Annotated in this window: 15 protein-coding genes; 7 read left to right on the top strand and 8 right to left on the bottom strand. The window is 74.6% G+C overall.

What is annotated here, in order from left to right; translation table 11 throughout:
• Positions 1 to 50 precede the first annotated feature (50 nt).
• Genes hrpB through ACIQG9_RS16855 form a run of 3 tightly spaced genes read right to left on the bottom strand, consistent with a single transcriptional unit; the run spans position 51 to position 3701 of the window.
• On the bottom strand, positions 51 to 2585 hold the full coding sequence (hrpB, locus tag ACIQG9_RS16865; RefSeq protein ID WP_400402949.1) for an ATP-dependent helicase HrpB: 2535 nt from the start codon (positions 2583 to 2585) through the stop codon (positions 51 to 53).
• Positions 2586 to 2611: 26 nt separating this feature from the next.
• Positions 2612 to 2812 carry a DUF397 domain-containing protein gene (locus tag ACIQG9_RS16860; RefSeq protein WP_400402946.1) on the bottom strand — a complete coding sequence of 67 codons (201 nt, stop codon included), beginning with the start codon at positions 2810 to 2812 and terminating at the stop codon, positions 2612 to 2614.
• Positions 2813 to 2855: 43 nt separating this feature from the next.
• Positions 2856 to 3701, bottom strand: a complete 846-nt coding sequence (locus ACIQG9_RS16855; RefSeq protein ID WP_400402944.1) for a helix-turn-helix domain-containing protein — start codon at positions 3699 to 3701, stop codon at positions 2856 to 2858.
• Between the two features lie 142 nt (positions 3702 to 3843).
• Between ACIQG9_RS16855 and ACIQG9_RS16850 the strand changes: the two genes are divergently transcribed.
• From ACIQG9_RS16850 to ACIQG9_RS16840, 3 genes are read left to right on the top strand one after another with little or no spacing between them, the layout of a single operon-like run.
• Entirely contained in the window at positions 3844 to 4470 is a 627-nt protein-coding gene (locus ACIQG9_RS16850; protein WP_400402941.1) for a GPP34 family phosphoprotein, read from the top strand.
• A 54-nt stretch (positions 4471 to 4524) separates the two neighbouring features.
• The gene (locus ACIQG9_RS16845; RefSeq protein ID WP_400402938.1) at positions 4525 to 6045 is read left to right on the top strand and encodes an APC family permease; all 1521 of its coding nucleotides are present in this window, start codon (positions 4525 to 4527) and stop codon (positions 6043 to 6045) included.
• Positions 6042 to 6635: a GNAT family N-acetyltransferase gene (locus ACIQG9_RS16840; protein WP_400402935.1), complete on the top strand. Its 594-nt coding sequence runs from the start codon at positions 6042 to 6044 to the stop codon at positions 6633 to 6635. The genes ACIQG9_RS16845 and ACIQG9_RS16840 overlap by 4 nt, the downstream gene beginning before the upstream one ends.
• A gap of 198 nt (positions 6636 to 6833) precedes the next feature.
• Here ACIQG9_RS16840 and ACIQG9_RS16835 read toward each other — a convergent pair whose 3' ends face one another.
• Positions 6834 to 7658, bottom strand: coding sequence for a SigB/SigF/SigG family RNA polymerase sigma factor (locus ACIQG9_RS16835; RefSeq protein ID WP_400402932.1), 825 nt, complete (start codon positions 7656 to 7658; stop codon positions 6834 to 6836).
• A 382-nt stretch (positions 7659 to 8040) separates the two neighbouring features.
• Between ACIQG9_RS16835 and ACIQG9_RS16830 the strand changes: the two genes are divergently transcribed.
• The gene (locus ACIQG9_RS16830; protein WP_400402930.1) at positions 8041 to 9129 is read left to right on the top strand and encodes a hypothetical protein; all 1089 of its coding nucleotides are present in this window, start codon (positions 8041 to 8043) and stop codon (positions 9127 to 9129) included.
• On the opposite strand, the gene ACIQG9_RS16825 is transcribed toward ACIQG9_RS16830, so the two are convergent.
• Positions 9078 to 10664: a phospholipase D family protein gene (locus ACIQG9_RS16825; RefSeq protein WP_400403222.1), complete on the bottom strand. Its 1587-nt coding sequence runs from the start codon at positions 10662 to 10664 to the stop codon at positions 9078 to 9080. The two genes, ACIQG9_RS16830 and ACIQG9_RS16825, sit on opposite strands and share 52 nt — an antisense overlap.
• Positions 10665 to 10799: 135 nt before the next feature.
• Between ACIQG9_RS16825 and ACIQG9_RS16820 the strand changes: the two genes are divergently transcribed.
• A complete protein-coding gene (locus ACIQG9_RS16820) occupies positions 10800 to 10928 on the top strand; it encodes a hypothetical protein (RefSeq protein ID WP_400402927.1) in 129 nt (42 codons plus the stop codon).
• Positions 10929 to 10974: 46 nt separating this feature from the next.
• On the opposite strand, the gene ACIQG9_RS16815 is transcribed toward ACIQG9_RS16820, so the two are convergent.
• Both ACIQG9_RS16815 and ACIQG9_RS16810 read right to left on the bottom strand, forming a co-directional pair.
• Positions 10975 to 11961 (bottom strand): pirin family protein, encoded by a 987-nt coding sequence (locus ACIQG9_RS16815; RefSeq protein WP_400402924.1) that lies wholly within the window; start codon positions 11959 to 11961, stop codon positions 10975 to 10977.
• A 10-nt stretch (positions 11962 to 11971) separates the two neighbouring features.
• Positions 11972 to 12454 (bottom strand): MarR family winged helix-turn-helix transcriptional regulator, encoded by a 483-nt coding sequence (locus ACIQG9_RS16810; RefSeq protein WP_400402922.1) that lies wholly within the window; start codon positions 12452 to 12454, stop codon positions 11972 to 11974.
• A 156-nt stretch (positions 12455 to 12610) separates the two neighbouring features.
• On the opposite strand from ACIQG9_RS16810, the gene ACIQG9_RS16805 reads away from it, so the two are divergent.
• A complete protein-coding gene (locus ACIQG9_RS16805) occupies positions 12611 to 13138 on the top strand; it encodes a GNAT family N-acetyltransferase (protein ID WP_400402919.1) in 528 nt (175 codons plus the stop codon).
• Positions 13139 to 13447: 309 nt separating this feature from the next.
• The gene (locus tag ACIQG9_RS16800) at positions 13448 to 14035 is read left to right on the top strand and encodes a DUF1684 domain-containing protein (protein WP_400402916.1); all 588 of its coding nucleotides are present in this window, start codon (positions 13448 to 13450) and stop codon (positions 14033 to 14035) included.
• A gap of 427 nt (positions 14036 to 14462) precedes the next feature.
• Here the strand turns inward: ACIQG9_RS16800 and ACIQG9_RS16795 are convergent, their stop codons facing one another.
• A complete protein-coding gene (locus tag ACIQG9_RS16795; protein WP_400402913.1) occupies positions 14463 to 15050 on the bottom strand; it encodes a general stress protein in 588 nt (195 codons plus the stop codon).
• Positions 15051 to 15186 lie beyond the last annotated feature (136 nt).

Here is a 15186-nt window from a genome sequence, read left to right as displayed (position 1 = left end):
CCCGAGGCGGGCGCGTCGACCCGGCTGACCGGGGGCGGGCGCGGCGCGGGTCAGCGCCGCCGGTGGGTGGTGTGCCGGGTCGGCGTGGCGGTGGTCGGGTCCTCGGGCCAGGGATGGCGCGGGTAGCGGCCCCGCAGTTCCCCCCGCACCTGCGGGTACCCGCCCCGCCAGAAGGAGGCCAGGTCGGCGGTGACCGCCACCGGTCGCCCGGCCGGGGAGAGCAGGTGCAGCAGCACCGGCACCCGCCCGTCGGCCAGCCTCGGCGCGTCCTGCCAGCCGAACGTCTCCTGGAGCTTCACCGCGAGCACCGGCGCGGCCGGGTCGGCGTAGTCGACCCGGACCCGTGACCCGCTGGGCACCTCGATCCGCTCCGGGGCCAGTTCGTCCAGCCGGCCCGCCTGCGGCCAGGGCAGCAGCCGGCGCAGCGCCCCGGTCACGTCGATCCGGGCCAGGTCGGCGCGGCGGCGGGCGGCGGCCAGCTCCGGCCCGAGCCACCGGTCGGCGGCGGCGAGCAGCCCGGCGTCGGTGACGTCCGGCCAGTCCTCGCCCAGCGCCCGCCGGCAGAACGCCAGCCGTTCCCGCAGCGACCGGGCCGCAGGCGTCCAGGTCAGCAGGTCCAGCCCCGTCTGGCGCAGCCCTTCGGCGAGGGCGCCGGCCAGCAGCTCCGGCGCCGGCCGGGCCAGCGGGCGGCTGACCAGCTCGACCGCGCCGAGCCGGACCACCTCCCGGGCCAGCACGTCGCCGTCGACCCAGCCGACCTCCCGCGCCTCGGTCAGCAGCGGGCCGCCGGCCTCCCGCGCGGTCGCCTCGTCCACCGGGGCGGCCAGCCGGACCCGGGCGGTCGGCGCGCCGGGCGACCGGTCGGCGACCGCGACGGCCAGCCAGTCCGCCCCCGCCAGCGCCGACCCGGCCGCCAGCTCCGCCCCGGTCCCGCCCGCCATCAGGTACGACGTCCCGCCGGCCCGGCGTACCCGGGCCAGCCGCTCCGGGTACGCCAGCCCCACCAGCAGTCCGGCGGCCAGGTCGTCGGGGAGCCGGTCCGGTCGCGGGTCCCCGTCGTTGCGGCGGCCCGGCGGTCCGTCCTCGGGCAGGGCGGCGCGCAGCCGGCGTACCTCGGCCCGCCAGCGGGCGGTCGCGGTCGGGTCCGCGCCGGCGCGCAGTCGCCGCCAGCCGGCGGTGAGGTCGTCGTGTCGTCCGGTCAGGCCGTCCTCGGCGAGCAGGGCGACCAGCTCGGCGGCCCGGTCCGGGCCCACCCGGGCGGCGCCGTCGAGCAGCGCCCGGCCCAGCCGGGGATGCGCTCCGGTGCCGGCGATGGCCCGTCCCCGCGCGGTGATCCGGCCGTCGACGTCGACCGCGCCGAGGGTGGCCAGGGTCTCCCGGGCCACGGCCAGCGCCGCGCCGGGCGGCGGGTCGGGCAGCGCCAGGCCGACGCCGTCCGGGCTGCCCCAAGCGGCCAGGTCCAGGGCGAACCCGGTCAGGTCGGCGGTGGCGATCTCCGGTTCGGGCTGCGCGGCGAGCCGGGCGTGGGTGGCCTCCGACCAGCAGCGGTAGACCACCCCGGGAGCCTCCCGCCCGGCCCGGCCGGCTCGCTGGGTCGCGGCGGCCCGGGACACCGGCACGGTGACCAGCGCGCCCAGCCCCCGGGACAGATCGGTGCGGGCCACCCGGCTCAACCCGGCGTCGACCACCACCCGGACGCCGGGCACGGTCAGGCTGCTCTCCGCGACCGAGGTGGCCAGCACCACCCGACGACGTCCGGCGGGGCGCAGCGCGGCGTCCTGCGCCGTGGCGGGAAGCCTCCCGTGCAGCGGCAGCACGGCCACCTGGTCGGCCAGTTCGGCCAGCCGGCGGGCCACCGCCCCGATCTCGCCCGCGCCGGGCAGGAAGACCAGCAGGTCCCCGTCCTGCTCGCGCAGCGCCCGGCGGACGGTGGCGGCCACGTGGTCGAGCAGGGCCGGGTCGACCCGGCCCGCGCCGGGCGGCGCGACGGGCCGGGGCGGGGGCGCCCAGACCCGGTCGACCGGGTGCAGGGCCGCCTCGGCCCGGATCACCGGGGCCGGGCGGTCGGCCCCGAGCAGCGCGGCGAACCGGTCCGCCTCCGGGGTCGCCGACATCGCCACCAGCCACAGTTCGGGGCGCAGCGCGGCCCGCGCCTCCACGGTGAAGGCGAGCGCGAGGTCCGCGTCGAGCTGCCGCTCGTGGCACTCGTCGAGCAGCACCGCGTCGACCCCGGGCAGCTCCGGGTCGCGCAGCAGCCGGCGGACCAGCAGGCCGGTGGTGACCACCTCGATCCGGGTGCCGGGGCCGACCCGCCGGTCGCCACGGACGGCGTACCCGACCCGGTCGCCGACCCGCTCACCGAGCAGGTCGGCCATCCGTCGGGCCGCCGCCCGGGCGGCCACCCGACGGGGTTGGGCGACCAGCACCCGGCCGGCGACCCGGTCGGCCACCGCGAGCGGCGCGAGGGTGGTCTTGCCGGTGCCGGGCGGGGCCACCAGGACCGCGCCGCCGGTGGCGGTCAGCGCCCGCAGCAGCGGCGGCAGCGCCGGTCGGACCGGCAGGTCGAGTCGGACGTCGGAGAGCACGGCTGCCACTGTGGCACGCCCGGCGGTCAGCCGGGGCGCACCGCGTCCAGGCCGGTGACGAAGGCGGTCCAGGCGGACGGGGGGAAGACCAGCGCCGGCCCGCCCCGGTCCTTGCTGTCCCGGACGGCGATCCGCCCGCCGTCGGCGGCGACCTCCACGCAGTTGCCGTTGCCGCTGCTGCGGCTGCTGGTGCGCCAGTCCATCGTGGACAGATGGAGTACCCGCATCCCCGTACCTCACGTTCCCCCGGGGCGTGCCGCCGCCAAGCGGTCACGCAAAGTGACGAGCAGCCTCCTTCAGGCGGGCCAACGACCCCGCCGGATCCAGTGCCATCCGGCACAGCTCCTCATGCACAAGGGTATACCCGCGCACGTGCCCGGCGTCCTCCAGAGCCAGTCCCAGGGTGAGATTGTCCAGGTAGACCACGGAGTTGTCGGCCGCGTCGGCGAACGTGAGGATCACGTACGGGGTGCTCATGGCCGGGTGCCCGCCGGCCGTGAATGGAAGTACGTGGAAAGTTACGTTCGGTGATTGAGCAACTCGGGTCATGTGGGTTAGCTGCTCCGCCATGACGGCCGGGCCGCCGACCGGCCGCAGCAGCACCGCCTCGTTGAGCACCACCGACAACTCGACCGGTGGCGAGTCCCGACGCAGCACCTCCTGCCGGCGCAGCCGGGCGGCCACCTTCCGTTCCAGGCCCTCCTCGCCGGCCGTCCGGCGGAACATCTCCCGGGCGTACGCCTCGGTCTGGAGCAGCCCGGGGACCGACTCCGCCTCGTACGTGCGCAGGCTCGCCGCCTCGGCCTCCAGTCCGACGTAGAACTCGAACCACTCGGGCAGCACGTCGCTGTAGTTCTGCCACCAGCCGCGCTGTTGCGCGCCCCGGGCGATCTCGATGAGCGCCTCGGCGTCGGCGCCGGTCACCTCGTAGAGCGCGAGGGCGGCGCGGACGTCGCGGGGCTTGATGCCGATCTGGGCGTTCTCGATCCGGGACAGGTTGCTCTTGGACATGTCGAGTTGGCGGGCGGCGACATCGAGTGTCATCCCTGCGTGTTCCCGCAGTTGGCGGAGTTCGCGGGCGATGCGGCGGCGGCGGACGGTGGGGCTGACGGTCACCCTCCGAGTCTGTCACGACAAGATCCGCAGGTCGCATGTGCACGGAGTGCAACCATCAAATCTGGGAGTTGCAATACCGGCAGCCTGCGGGCATCCTGTCACCCGGCGTCGATCATTTGTAGACAATGCGTGGGAGGCTCGCGTGCTGGTCGCCGACGAGTTCTTCCTGATCGCTCACAACGACAGCAGGGGCAGGGCGAAGCTCCACCCGAGCGCAACCGGGTTGGGCCTCGCCGCCGGTCTCCTCGCCGAGCTGGTCCTGTTCGGACAGATCACCGTCGCCGGCGGTCTGGTCACCGTGGTCGACCGCCGGCCGCCGGCCGACGCGCTCGCGCACACCGTGCTCGACCAACTGGTCGGCGAGTCCCAGCACCAGGCGGTGCGCACCTGGCTCAGCTTCCTGGCCCAGACGTCGACCACGTCGGTGGGGGACCGGTTGGCCCGCGCCGGCGTGCTGCGCCGCCAGGAGACCCGGCGGCTGCTGCGCACCAGCGTCAGCTACCTGCCGATCGACCTCAACGCGCTCGCCTGGCCGGCGACCCGGCTCCGCGCCCTGGTCGAGCGGCCGGAGCCGCCGTCGGTGTCGGACACCACCCTGCTGGGGCTGGTCGCCGCCGCCGGGTTGACCCGCGAGGTGCTGTGGAGCGCCGGCCCCCGCGCCCACCACCGGCTCACCACCCTCGTCCACTCGCTGCCCGCACCGCTGAAGGAAATCGTCGTGCACACCGAGGCCGCCGTCGGCGCGGCCGTGCTGCGCGGCACCCCCTGACCCGCGTGCCACCCCACCCTCCTCCCTCCTCCCCCTCTCCCCGGAGCAACCCCCATGCCCCCACATGCGACAGTCGAACGACCGAGCAACGTCAGTGACGCCCTGGCCCGTGGCCGGCTCGGCGTGCCGTCGGTCATCTTCTTCGTCCTCTCCGCCGCCGCGCCGCTGACCGTGGTGGCCGGTGTGGTCACCACCGGCTACGCGGTCACCGGCATCACCGGGATGCCGTTGGCCTTCCTGGCGGTGGGCGCCGTCCTGGCGCTCTTCTCCGTCGGCTACGTGGCGATGGCCCGCCGGGTGGAGAACGCCGGTGCGTTCTACGCCTACGTCTCGCGTGGGCTCGGCCGGCCGGCGGGCGTCGGCGCGGCCTGGGTCGCGCTCGTCGCGTACAACGCCCTCCAGGTCGGCCTCTACGGCGCCATCGGCGCCGCCGCCTCCCCGGTCCTCGGCACGCTCTTCGGCGTCGCACCGCACTGGGCGGTGGTGGCGCTGGTCGCCTGGGCCCTGGTCGCCTTCCTCGGCCTGCTGCGGGTGGACGTCAACGGCCTGGTGCTGGCGGTGCTGCTGATCGCCGAGATCGTGCTGATCCTGGTCTTCGACCTGGGCCAGCTCAGCCACCCCGACGGCGGCTCGGTCAGCTTCTCGGCGCTGGCCCCGTCGAACCTGCTGGTGCCCGGCGCGGGTGCGCTGCTGGTGCTCGCCATGACCGGTTTCGTCGGCTTCGAGTCGTCGGTGGTCTTCAGTGAGGAGAGCAAGGACCCGAAGCGGACGGTCCCGATGGCCACCTACCTCTCGGTGGCGATCATCGCCGGGCTGTACGCGCTCTCCTCCTGGTCGATGACCGTGGCGACCGGGCCGGACAAGGTCGCCGAGCAGGCCGGCGAGCAGAGTGTCGAACTCATCTTCAACCTGGCCGCGGCGCACCTCGGCGACACCGCCGTCACCATCGGCCAGGCGCTCTTCATGACCTCGGTGCTGGCCGCCATGATCTCGTTCCACAACACCACCGCCCGGTACGCCTTCGCGCTGGGCCGGGAACGCGTGCTGCCGGCCGCCTTCGGGAAGACCTCGCCACGCAGCGGGGCGCCCCGGGTGGCGTCGCTCGCCCAGAGCCTGCTCGGCCTGGCGGTGATCGTGCTCTACGCGGTCAACGGCTGGGACCCGGTGGTCCAGCTCTTCTACTACGCCGGCACCGGCGGCGGCTTCGGCGTGCTCCTGCTCATCGCCACCACGAGCGTCGCGGTGATCATGTACTTCGCCAAGTCCGACACCGGGGAGACGCTGTGGCGGCGGGCCCTCGCGCCGGCGCTGGCCGCCGTCGCGCTGGCCACCATCGTCGTGGTGGCGGTGGCGAACTTCGCCACCCTGCTCGGCGTCCCGCCGGACTCGCCGCTGCGCTGGGTCATCCCGGCCGTCTACCCGGTCGCCGCGCTGCTCGGCCTCATCTGGGGCCTGGTGCTGCGAACCAGCCGGCCCGACGTCTACGCCCGGATCGGGCTGGGGGCGGAGAGCGCGGCCACCTCGCTGTTCGGATCCGCGCCGAGCGGGCCGGAGCGGGTGGGAGCCGGCCGGTGAGCGGGGTGACCGTCGACCGGCTCGGCCCGGCGGAGACCCGGCTGGTCGCCGAGCGGATCGCCGAGGCGTTCATGGTGCTCCCGGCGACCTGGTGGCTGGTGCCGGACGAGTCCAAGCGGGAGGCCGTCTTCGCCGACAACTTCGAGATCCTGGTCGACCACGCGATGCGGCACGGGCTGGTCTACGGCACCGCCGAGCGGGACGCGGTGGCGGTCTGGTTCCCGCAGGTCGGCGACGAGGTGCCGGCCCCGGTGGACTACGACGACCGGCTCGCCGCGGCCTGCGGCGAGTGGACCGGGCGGTTCCAGCACCTCGACGAGCTGTTCGCGGCCAACCACCCGCATCCGGACCACCACCACCTGGCCTTCCTCGCCGTCCGTCCGGACCGGCAGGGGCACGGGTTGGGCAGCGCGTTGCTGCGCCACCACCACACCTGGCTGGACGCCCACGGCGTGCCGGGCTACCTGGAGGCGAGCAGCGAGGCCGGTCGTGACCTCTACGCCCGACACGGCTACCAGCTCCGGGAGGTCTTCCGGCTGCCCGACGGCTGCCCGTTCTATCCGATGTGGCGGGAGCCGGCCGGCGGCTGACCACAGCCGTACGACCGGGGCCCCGACGCGCTCGCGCCGGGGCCCCGGTTTCCGGGTCGGTCGCCCTGCCGCGCCGGCACCGCGTCGCGCCGGTGCACCGGGTCGGCGAGCGCGGACACGGCAGAGCCCGGCCGGCGAATCGCCGGCCGGGCTCCGTGCCTGGTGACCGGGACCGGGCCGCCGGCCCCGGTCACCGCATCAGTAGGTGCCGTCGAGCTGACCCCGCAGCTTGGTCAGCGCCCGGGCGAGCAGCCGGGACACGTGCATCTGCGAGACGCCGATCTGCTCGGCGATCTGCGACTGGGTCAGGTTGCCGTAGAAGCGCAGGGTGAGGATCTTCTGCTCGCGCTCGTCCAGGGTGGCCAGCGCGGGGCCGAGGGCCACCCGCAGCTCGGCCAGCTCGAACTCGCCGTCCTCGCCGCCGAGCATGTCGCCCAGCTCGGTGGCGCGGTCGCCGTCGCCGGTGGGGGTGGACAGCGACACCGCGTTGTAGGCGCGGGCGCCCTCCAGCCCCTCCAGGACCTCTTCCTCGGTGAGCTTGAGGTGGGCGGCGATGTCGGCGACCGTCGGCGAGCGGCCGAGGGTCTGCAACAGCGAGCTGTTGGCGTCGGAGATGGCCAGCCGCAGCTCCTGGAGCCGGCGGGGCACCCGGATGTCCCAGGTGCGGTCGCGGAAGTGCCGCTTCAGCTCGCCGATGATGGTCGGGATGGCGTAGCCGGCGAAGTCGACGCCGCGCGACGGGTCGAACTTGTCGATCGCCTTGATCAGGCCGACGGCGGCGGTCTGGGCCAGGTCGTCGGTGGGCTCACCCCGGCCGCTGTAGCGGTGGGCCAGGTGGTTGGCCAGTGGCAGCCATGCCTCGATCGCCCGGTCCCGCAGCGCGGCCCGGGACGGGTGCTGGGCGGGCAGCGCGGCCATCGCGTTGAGCAGGTCGGCGGCGCTGTCGGTGAGTGCCCGCGGGTCCAGCTTCTCGGTGGTGGACGGCGTGGTGGTCGCCTGCTCGCTCATGGTTGACGCGGTCATTGGTGGTCCTCCCTGCACCTCGTCCGCGGACAAATAGACGTGACGCTTCGGTTTAGCTTCAGATGGGCCGTTCGGTAGCCACCTTAGCCTGATCGGTGAGCCGAAATCTAGCCGAAAGGCTGATGTACTTAAGTGATTTCCGATCATCTATCGGGCAAGGCGGACATAATTTGGTCGTCCTGTGATCACAATCGCCGGTACGACCGGCTGACTCCTTGCCGCCGTCCGTCCAGCCCTGGGTCGCCGGCCGGACCGCCGCTTCCGGTCGAGCGGTCAACGTGAAATCCGACAGTGGGACAGCACTGTCGGCTTTCCGTCGTTGTCCCGCTGACGGGACCGCCCGTACCGTCGCGGTGGACCAACCCCTGGTACGGAGGCTGTTGTGCTCGACCCCGCGGAACCGCAGCTCGTCGTCGACAGCCGTACGCTGCACTTCAGCTGGCTGCCGGCGGACCCGGACGCGGTCGCCGCCCTGGTCCCTGCGGGCCTGCGTCCCCGGTCGGACCGGCAGGTCTTCATGAACCAGTACGTCGTCGAGGACGACGCCCAGACCTCCGGCTTCGGCGCGTACTCGCTGACCTACGTCGGCGTCACCCTCAGCGGGGCGGACGCGCCGGACGGGGTTACCCCGGGTGGCTGGTGGACCCACTACGTCACCTCCAGCCACCGGGTCCGGGACTACGCCGTCGCCCGTGGCGCCCCGGCCGTGCTGGGCCGCACCACCATCGCGATCCGCGGCGACTCGCTGGTCGCCGAGACCGAGGCGGACGGGGTGGCGCTGATCCGGGCCCGGGCCCGGGTCGGACACACCGGCCACGCCGTCCGCACCGGGCACAACCGGTACTTCACGCTGCGCGACGGGAAGCTGCTCAGCGCCGTCTACCCGTTCGTGGCCGAGCCGGTCACCCCGTTCGAGATCGAGTCGGTGGAGTTCCTCGACCCGACGCACCCGATCTACGCGCTCCGCCCGGAGAACCCGCTCCTCATCGGCTGGGGCTTCTACGCCCCACGCACCTCGTTCGCCTACCCGGGCGGGTTGACCCCCTACCCGGCGTCGACGCCGGCCGCGCCGGACGGCCCCGGGGCACACCGCGTCGAGTCGACCCGGCCCGGAGCACCGGAGTCGCCCCGGCAACGGTCGGCCACCTCGGCGCCGGCCCGGCCAGACCCGGCCCGCCTTGACCCGGCCCGCCTTGACCCGGTCAGCCCTGACCCGGTCAGCCCTGACCCGGCCAGCCCTGACCCGGTCAGCCCTGACCCGGCCAGCCCTGACCCGGCCAGCCCTGACCCGGCCAGCCCTGACCCGGCCAGCCCTGACCCGGCCAGCCCCGACCCGGGCCTGCCCGGGTCAGGCGTACCCGAGCCGGCCCGGCCCGGCCGGGTCCCGCCGCCGCCGGTGCCCGGGGTGGGGCCGGAGAATCACCAGGTGCCGTTCCGCCGGGCCCGCAGCGGCCTGCCGTCGGGGTCGTAGAACAGCCGGTACGCCGGCAGCGCCCAGAGCCGGGTGTGCCAGGCCAGCCGCTCCGGCCGGTGCGGACGCAGCCGACCCGGTGGCCGGGGGCCCGCACGGCCGGCGTCGTGCCACCGCTGGAGCGCCGTCGCGGCCGAGGTGATCGCCCGGACCGCGTCGGCCGGGTCCAGCAGGTCGCGGTCGTCGCCGTCCGGGTCCCGGTCCAGGTGCTCGCGCCAGAGCCGCAGCCGCAGGTCCCGGGCGAACACCCGGGCCCCGTCGCCCAGCCCGGCCGGGTCGGTGGGGCCCCGCTCGTCGCGGGTGTCGTCGAGCACCGCGCAGGACAGCTCGCTGTCGTGCGTCCAGGAGCGGCGGTTGAAGTTGTCGCTGCCCACGCTCGCCCACACGTCGTCCACCACGCAGACCTTGGCGTGCACGTAGACCGGCTCGCCCCGGCGGTTCTCCACGTCGAAGACGTGCACCCGGTCCGGGGCGGCCCGCTCGCAGAGGGAGAGCGCCTGCTCTCGACCCACCATGTTCGGTGGCAACGCCAGCGCGCCGTCGACGTCCGGGTGGCGGGGGACGACCGCGACCAGGTGCAGGTCCGGGCTGGCCGTCAGCGCTTCGGCGAACAGCTCGGCCACCTCGGTCGACCAGAGGTACTGGTCCTCCAGGTAGATCAGCCGGCGGGCCCGGCGTACCGCCTTGGTGTAGCCCCGGGCCACCGTCCGCTCGCCGTCGGGGGCGAACGGGTAACGGGGCCGGACCGCCGGGTAGGTGCGCAGCACCTGGATCCGGTGTGGGCCGCAGGGCGGCGGGTCGGCCGGCTGGGCGGGCAGCGGATCGGGACTGAGGTCGGCGCCGCGCAGCCTGTCCCGCAGGTAGGCCAGCGGGTTCTCCGAGTCCAGCGGCGTCGGGTCGGTCCACCGCTCGCGGAACGTGGTGTCCAGCGCGCCGACCACCGGCCCCCGGACCGCGAGCTGCACGTCGTGCCACGGCGGGCGCGGGCCGTACCTCGGCGACATGGCGACGGCCTGCGGGTCGCCGTGGTGGTCGGCGTCGTCCCGGCGACTGTGGCACAGGTCGATCCCGCCGGCGAAGGCGACGTCGCGCTCCGGCGCGCCCGGGTGCCGCAGCACCACCAGCTTCTGGTGGTGTGATCCGCCCCGGCGGACCCGCTGGTCGAGCAGCACCTCCCCGCCGGCGGCGCCCACGGCCTCGCTCAGGCTGCGGTTCTCCGCCTCGCTGTAGGAGAGCGAGTCGAGGTGCGAGCGCCAGATCAGCCCCTTGACCACCACCCCGCGCCGGGCGGCCTGCGCGAAGAGCTGGACCACGGTGGGGCCGTCCGGGCGTAACCGCTCGTCCGGGTCGCCGCGCCAGTCGGTGAAGAAGAGGTGGTCACCCTCGCCGAGGGCGGCCACCTCGGTGGCCAGCCGGTCGAAGTACGCGGCACCGTGAATCAGGGGCTCGGCGAGGTTTCCGCTCGTCCAGACGGGTAACTCCGAGACCGGGTTGGCGCGTTCCTCAGCGGTCAGGAACCAGTCCTGCATCGCCACGTTCCCGCCTCCCGAGGTCGACATCGTCCTCACGGTAGGACGACTGCCGCAGGTGCGCACGCCGGGTGGACCCGGAAGCGCCCAGGTGGTGACCTGACGCACCGTCCAGACACCGAACGCCGAGGAGGCCCCGCAATGCCCGCCGAGACGACGAACCCCGCGACCGAGTACCGCCCGCAGGCGGTCGAGAGCGAAGGCGGCGCGATCCTGGCGGTGTTGCTGATGGTGATCCTCGGCGTCGCCGGGATCTTCGCGGTCTCCTGACGCTGGTGCGGGCGCCCCGGCGGACCGGGGCGCCCGCACCCACGGGTCAGGGGCGCTCGCCCTGGCCGCCGGTGTGCGGCAGCCGCTCGGCGGGAACGACGCCCAGCCTGCCGGCCTGGAAGTCCTCGAAGGCCTGGACCAGCTCGGCGCGGGTGTTCATCACGAACGGCCCGTAGTGCGCCACCGGCTCCCGGATCGGCTGGCCGCCCATCAGGTAGAGGTCCAGCGCCGGGGTGTTGCTGTCCTGCCTCCCGTCCGCGGTCACCCGCAGCGCGTCGCCCGGACCGTGCACGGCGAGCTGACCGCCCTGGAACGGACGCCGGTCGGTGCCGACCGTGCCCCGGCCGGAGAGCGCGTAGACCAGCGCGTTGAACTCCGGCCGCCAGGGCAGGCTCAGCTCGGCGCCGGGCTGGAGCGTGACGTGGGCGATGGTGATCGGGGTGTGGGTCGAGCCCGGCCCCTGGTGCCCGGCCACCTCGCCGGCGATGACCCGGATCAGCGCGCCGCCGTCCGGCGTGCTGAGCAGCGTCGACTCCCGGCCCCGGAGGTCCTGGTAGCGCGGCGGCATCATCTTGGCCACCCGGGGCAGGTTCACCCAGAGCTGAAGGCCGTGGAACAGACCGCCGCTGGCCACCAGGTGCTCCGGCGGGGCCTCGATGTGCAGCAGGCCGCGACCGGCGGTCATCCACTGGGTGTCGCCGTCGGTGATGGTGCCGCCACCACCCTGCGAGTCCTGGTGGTCCATGATGCCGTCGATCATGTAGGTGACCGTCTCGAAGCCCCGGTGCGGGTGCCACGCGGTGCCCTTCGGTTCGCCCGGCGCGTAGTCCACCTCGCCCATCTGGTCGAGGTGGATGAACGGGTCGAGCTCGGACACCGGCACTCCGGCGAAGGCCCGGCGGACCGGGAAGCCCTCACCCTCGTACCCGCTCGGGGCGGTGGTCAGCCGGCGGACCGGCCGGTAGCTGGTGCTCTCGTCGAGCCGGGGCAGGCGGGGCAGGACGAGGACGTCGTCGACGGTGATCGCGGGCATCTCGGGCTCCTCAGGTGTCGCGGTGGGTGGACGACGCGTCGCGGTCGGCGCGCAGCCGCCGGCCGAGCCGATCGAAGACCCGGGTCAGGGTGGCGACCTCGGCGTCGTCGAGGTCGTCCATCAGGTGCCGTCGCACCGAGGCCAGGTGCCCCGGCGCGGCCTCGCGCAGGGTCAGCAGCCCGGCGGCGGTGAGCACCGCCTCGCTGCCCCGGCGGTCGCCGGGGCAGGACTCCTTGGCGACCAGGCCGCGCCGCTGCATGGTGGAGACCTGGTAGGTGAGCCGGCTGGGGGAGAAGACCAGGCGGCTGGCCAGCTCGCCCATCCGGAGCCGCTGGCCCGGCGCCTCGGCGAGCAGGACCAGCACGTGGTAGTCGGCGAAGCTCAGCTCGCCGTCCGTGCGCAGGTCGTCCTCCAGTTGGGTGAACAGCCGTTGGCTCGCCTCGATGTAGGCGCGCCAGCAAGCCATCCGCTCGCTGTCCAGGCTCTCCGTCATGTCTCGAAGAGTAGCACTCCTTAAAATTTAAACAAGACCGGTGTGGTGGCTGTGAGCGGGACAACAGCACATCTTGACGAGGGGAACTTCAGGATTTGAAAGAGAGGATTCGTCAACTCGGGGCGGCCGAACCCAGCCGGCTGGCAGACTTCGCGCGTGGACCCCGTGGAGATCACCGCCCCCGGCCTGCTGCTGCGTGCCTGGCGGGCGGCGGACGCGCCGGCCGTGCTGGCCGCCCTGGTCGACCCCGACATCGTCCGGTGGAACGGGCAGGGCGTCACCGACCTGGCGCAGGCCACCGCCTGGCTCCGCCGGCGCGGCGACCGGCGCGACGACACCCAGCTATCGCTCGCCGTGACCGACCACGCCGACGGGACGCTGCTCGGCGGGGTCTCGCTGCACAGCATGCACGGCGCGAACGCGTCGATCGGCTACTGGACCGCCGCACCCGCCCGGGGTCGGGGCGTGGCCGGCCGGGCCGTCACCGCCCTCACCGGGTGGGGCTTCGCCGAACGTGGCCTGCACCGGATCGAGCTGTGCCACGCCGTCGGCAACCGGGCCTCCTGCCAGGTGGCCGAGCGGGCCGGCTACCGGCTGGAGGAGACGTTGCGCGAGTCGTACCGCTACGGCGACGGCCGACGCCACGACGAGCACCTGCACGCCCGGCTGGCCGCCGACTCCTGACGTTCTGGCCCCGAGCCTGCCTTCCACCGGCCCTCGGTGGCCCTGTGCCGGCCGCTCACCGCTCTCCGCACCGACCCCGGGCAGTTCCCCCACCGGACGACGCCAACCAGCCCACCCGTCGCCGGTCCGGCCCGGACGCGTCGGCCTCTCGACGGCCCTGTGCCGGCAGCCCACCGCCTTCCGCACCGACCGCCCACCGCTCTCGGTGGCCCGTGCCGGGCGTCCACCTCGGCGCTCGGCCTCACCGCCTCCTGCCCGCCGGGCCGGCATGGGGTGGACGCCCGGCGCGTGCTGGCTAGGGTCGGAGGCGTGAACGACCTCGACCTGCTCGACTGGCGCGAACACGTCGCCCGGCTGCACCTGTCCGACCTCGACCTGACCGGCTTCCGCGCGGCCCGTGACGAACTGTTCCGGACCCATCCGTCCAGTCCGCTGTCGGCCGCCGACCGGGCCGCCTTCACCGGACTGGGCTGGTTTCCGCCCGACCCCGCGGTAGTGGTCGAGGCCCCGTTGCGCCCCGCCTCGGGCACCGAGAGCATCGACACCGGCGGCCCGGACGGCGTGCTGCGCTACCGCCGGATCGCGGTCGCCGACACCCCGTGGGGACCGCTGACCCTGTGGTGGATCGAGGCGTACGGCGGTGGCCTGTTCGTGCCGGTGCGCGACGGCACCAGCGGCCGGGAGACGTACGGCGGCGGGCGGTACCTCACCGACACCGTCAAGGGGACCTTCGGCCGGGGGCTCACGGTGCTCCCCGGCGACCGGGTCCGGCTCGACGCCAACTACCTCTACAACCCGAGCTGCGCGTACGCCGACACCTGGGCCTGCCCGCTCGCGCCCCCGGAGAATCAGGTGCCCGTGCCGATCCGGGCCGGCGAGCTGACCTATCGTCCCTGATCGTCCACCGTGTCGTCCACCGTCGCCGGCCGGCCACCATGATCGGGTGAGCACTTCCGAGTGGTCTGCCCGGCGGGTCGGCTCGGAAACTCTCACCCGATCGTGGAACGGGCCCGGGGCGCGGCGCGCGTCGGGATGCCGCGCCGCGCGGACGTGGGGCGGGGCGCGATGCGGACGTGGGGCGGGGCGCGCGGTGCGGACGTGGGGCGGGGCGCGCGGTGCGGACGTGGGGCGGGGCGCGCGGTGCGGACGTGGGGCGGGGCGCGCGGTGCGGACGTGGGCCGGGGCGCGGCGCGGACGTGGGGCTCAGCGCGGACGTGGGGCGCCGAGCGGCGCGGACGTGGGGCGGGGGCGCGGTGGGGGTGTGGGGTGGCGGTGGGATGACGCCCCGGCGCGGGTTGCGCCGGGGCGTCGGGAGTCGGGCGGGTCAGCGGGCGGTCGCCCCGGTCGGGGTGAGGTGCATCCGTCCGAGTAGTTGCCGGGCCTGGTCGGCGAGGTTGGCGTCCACCGTGACCGCGTACTGGCCGGCCCGCAGTGAACTGGCCGAGGTGAAGTCGCGCTGGCCGCCGGACATGGCGTGCGCCACCGCACCGAACACCGCACCCCAGAGCGCGCCGATCACCAGCCCGACCAGGATCACCGCGATCCAGTTGCCGGCCGTGAAGAGGCCGAACAACAGGCCGATGAAGAGGCCGAACCAGGCTCCGGTGCCGGCGCCGAGCAGCGCCGCGCGCCCCGTGGTGAGCCGGCCGAGCACCGTCTCCACCAGGGTCAGGTTGGTGCCCACGATCGCCGTGTGCTCCACCGGGAACCGGTTGTCCGCCAGATAGTCCACCACCCGTTGGGCGGACGGGTAGTCCGGATACGAGCCGATCGTCACGGCCGCCGGGCCGACCTGCGGGCCGTGCCCGTCGCCGCTGGGCGGCGCCGGCCGACCGGCCGGGCCGGACGGGAGGTTGTCGCCGCCCGGCATCCCGGGTCGCCAGGTGGCGCTCGGGTTCGATGCTCTGGTCATGGCATCCTCCTTCGTCAACGGCCGGCGTTCCCGCCTGCCCGGCGGGATAACGCCGACCGGCCCAGGAATGCCGCCCGCCGCACCGGGGTAGCCCGGCCCCGGCCGGGGAATCACGCCGGCCCGGGTAATGCGGCCC

The sequence above is a fragment of the Micromonospora sp. NPDC092111 genome, from assembly GCF_044755745.1.
In the GTDB taxonomy this organism is placed as follows: Bacteria; Actinomycetota; Actinomycetes; order Mycobacteriales; family Micromonosporaceae; genus Micromonospora.
The sequence above is the reverse complement of the archived record's forward strand: the minus strand, read 5'-3'. Positions and strand labels throughout refer to the sequence as shown.

What these genes read in the sequence shown, in the direction of transcription:
- ACIQG9_RS16860 (WP_400402946.1), bottom strand. Translation starts at nt 2,812, where the DNA reads ATGCGGGTACTCCATCTGTCCACGATGGACTGGCGCACCAGCAGCCGC.
- ACIQG9_RS16845 (WP_400402938.1), top strand. Translation starts at nt 4,525, where the DNA reads ATGCCCCCACATGCGACAGTCGAACGACCGAGCAACGTCAGTGACGCC.
- ACIQG9_RS16835 (WP_400402932.1), bottom strand. Translation starts at nt 7,658, where the DNA reads ATGACCGCGTCAACCATGAGCGAGCAGGCGACCACCACGCCGTCCACC.
- ACIQG9_RS16820 (WP_400402927.1), top strand. Translation starts at nt 10,800, where the DNA reads ATGCCCGCCGAGACGACGAACCCCGCGACCGAGTACCGCCCGCAGGCG.
- ACIQG9_RS16815 (WP_400402924.1), bottom strand. Translation starts at nt 11,961, where the DNA reads ATGCCCGCGATCACCGTCGACGACGTCCTCGTCCTGCCCCGCCTGCCC.
- ACIQG9_RS16810 (WP_400402922.1), bottom strand. Translation starts at nt 12,454, where the DNA reads ATGACGGAGAGCCTGGACAGCGAGCGGATGGCTTGCTGGCGCGCCTAC.
- ACIQG9_RS16795 (WP_400402913.1), bottom strand. Translation starts at nt 15,050, where the DNA reads ATGACCAGAGCATCGAACCCGAGCGCCACCTGGCGACCCGGGATGCCG.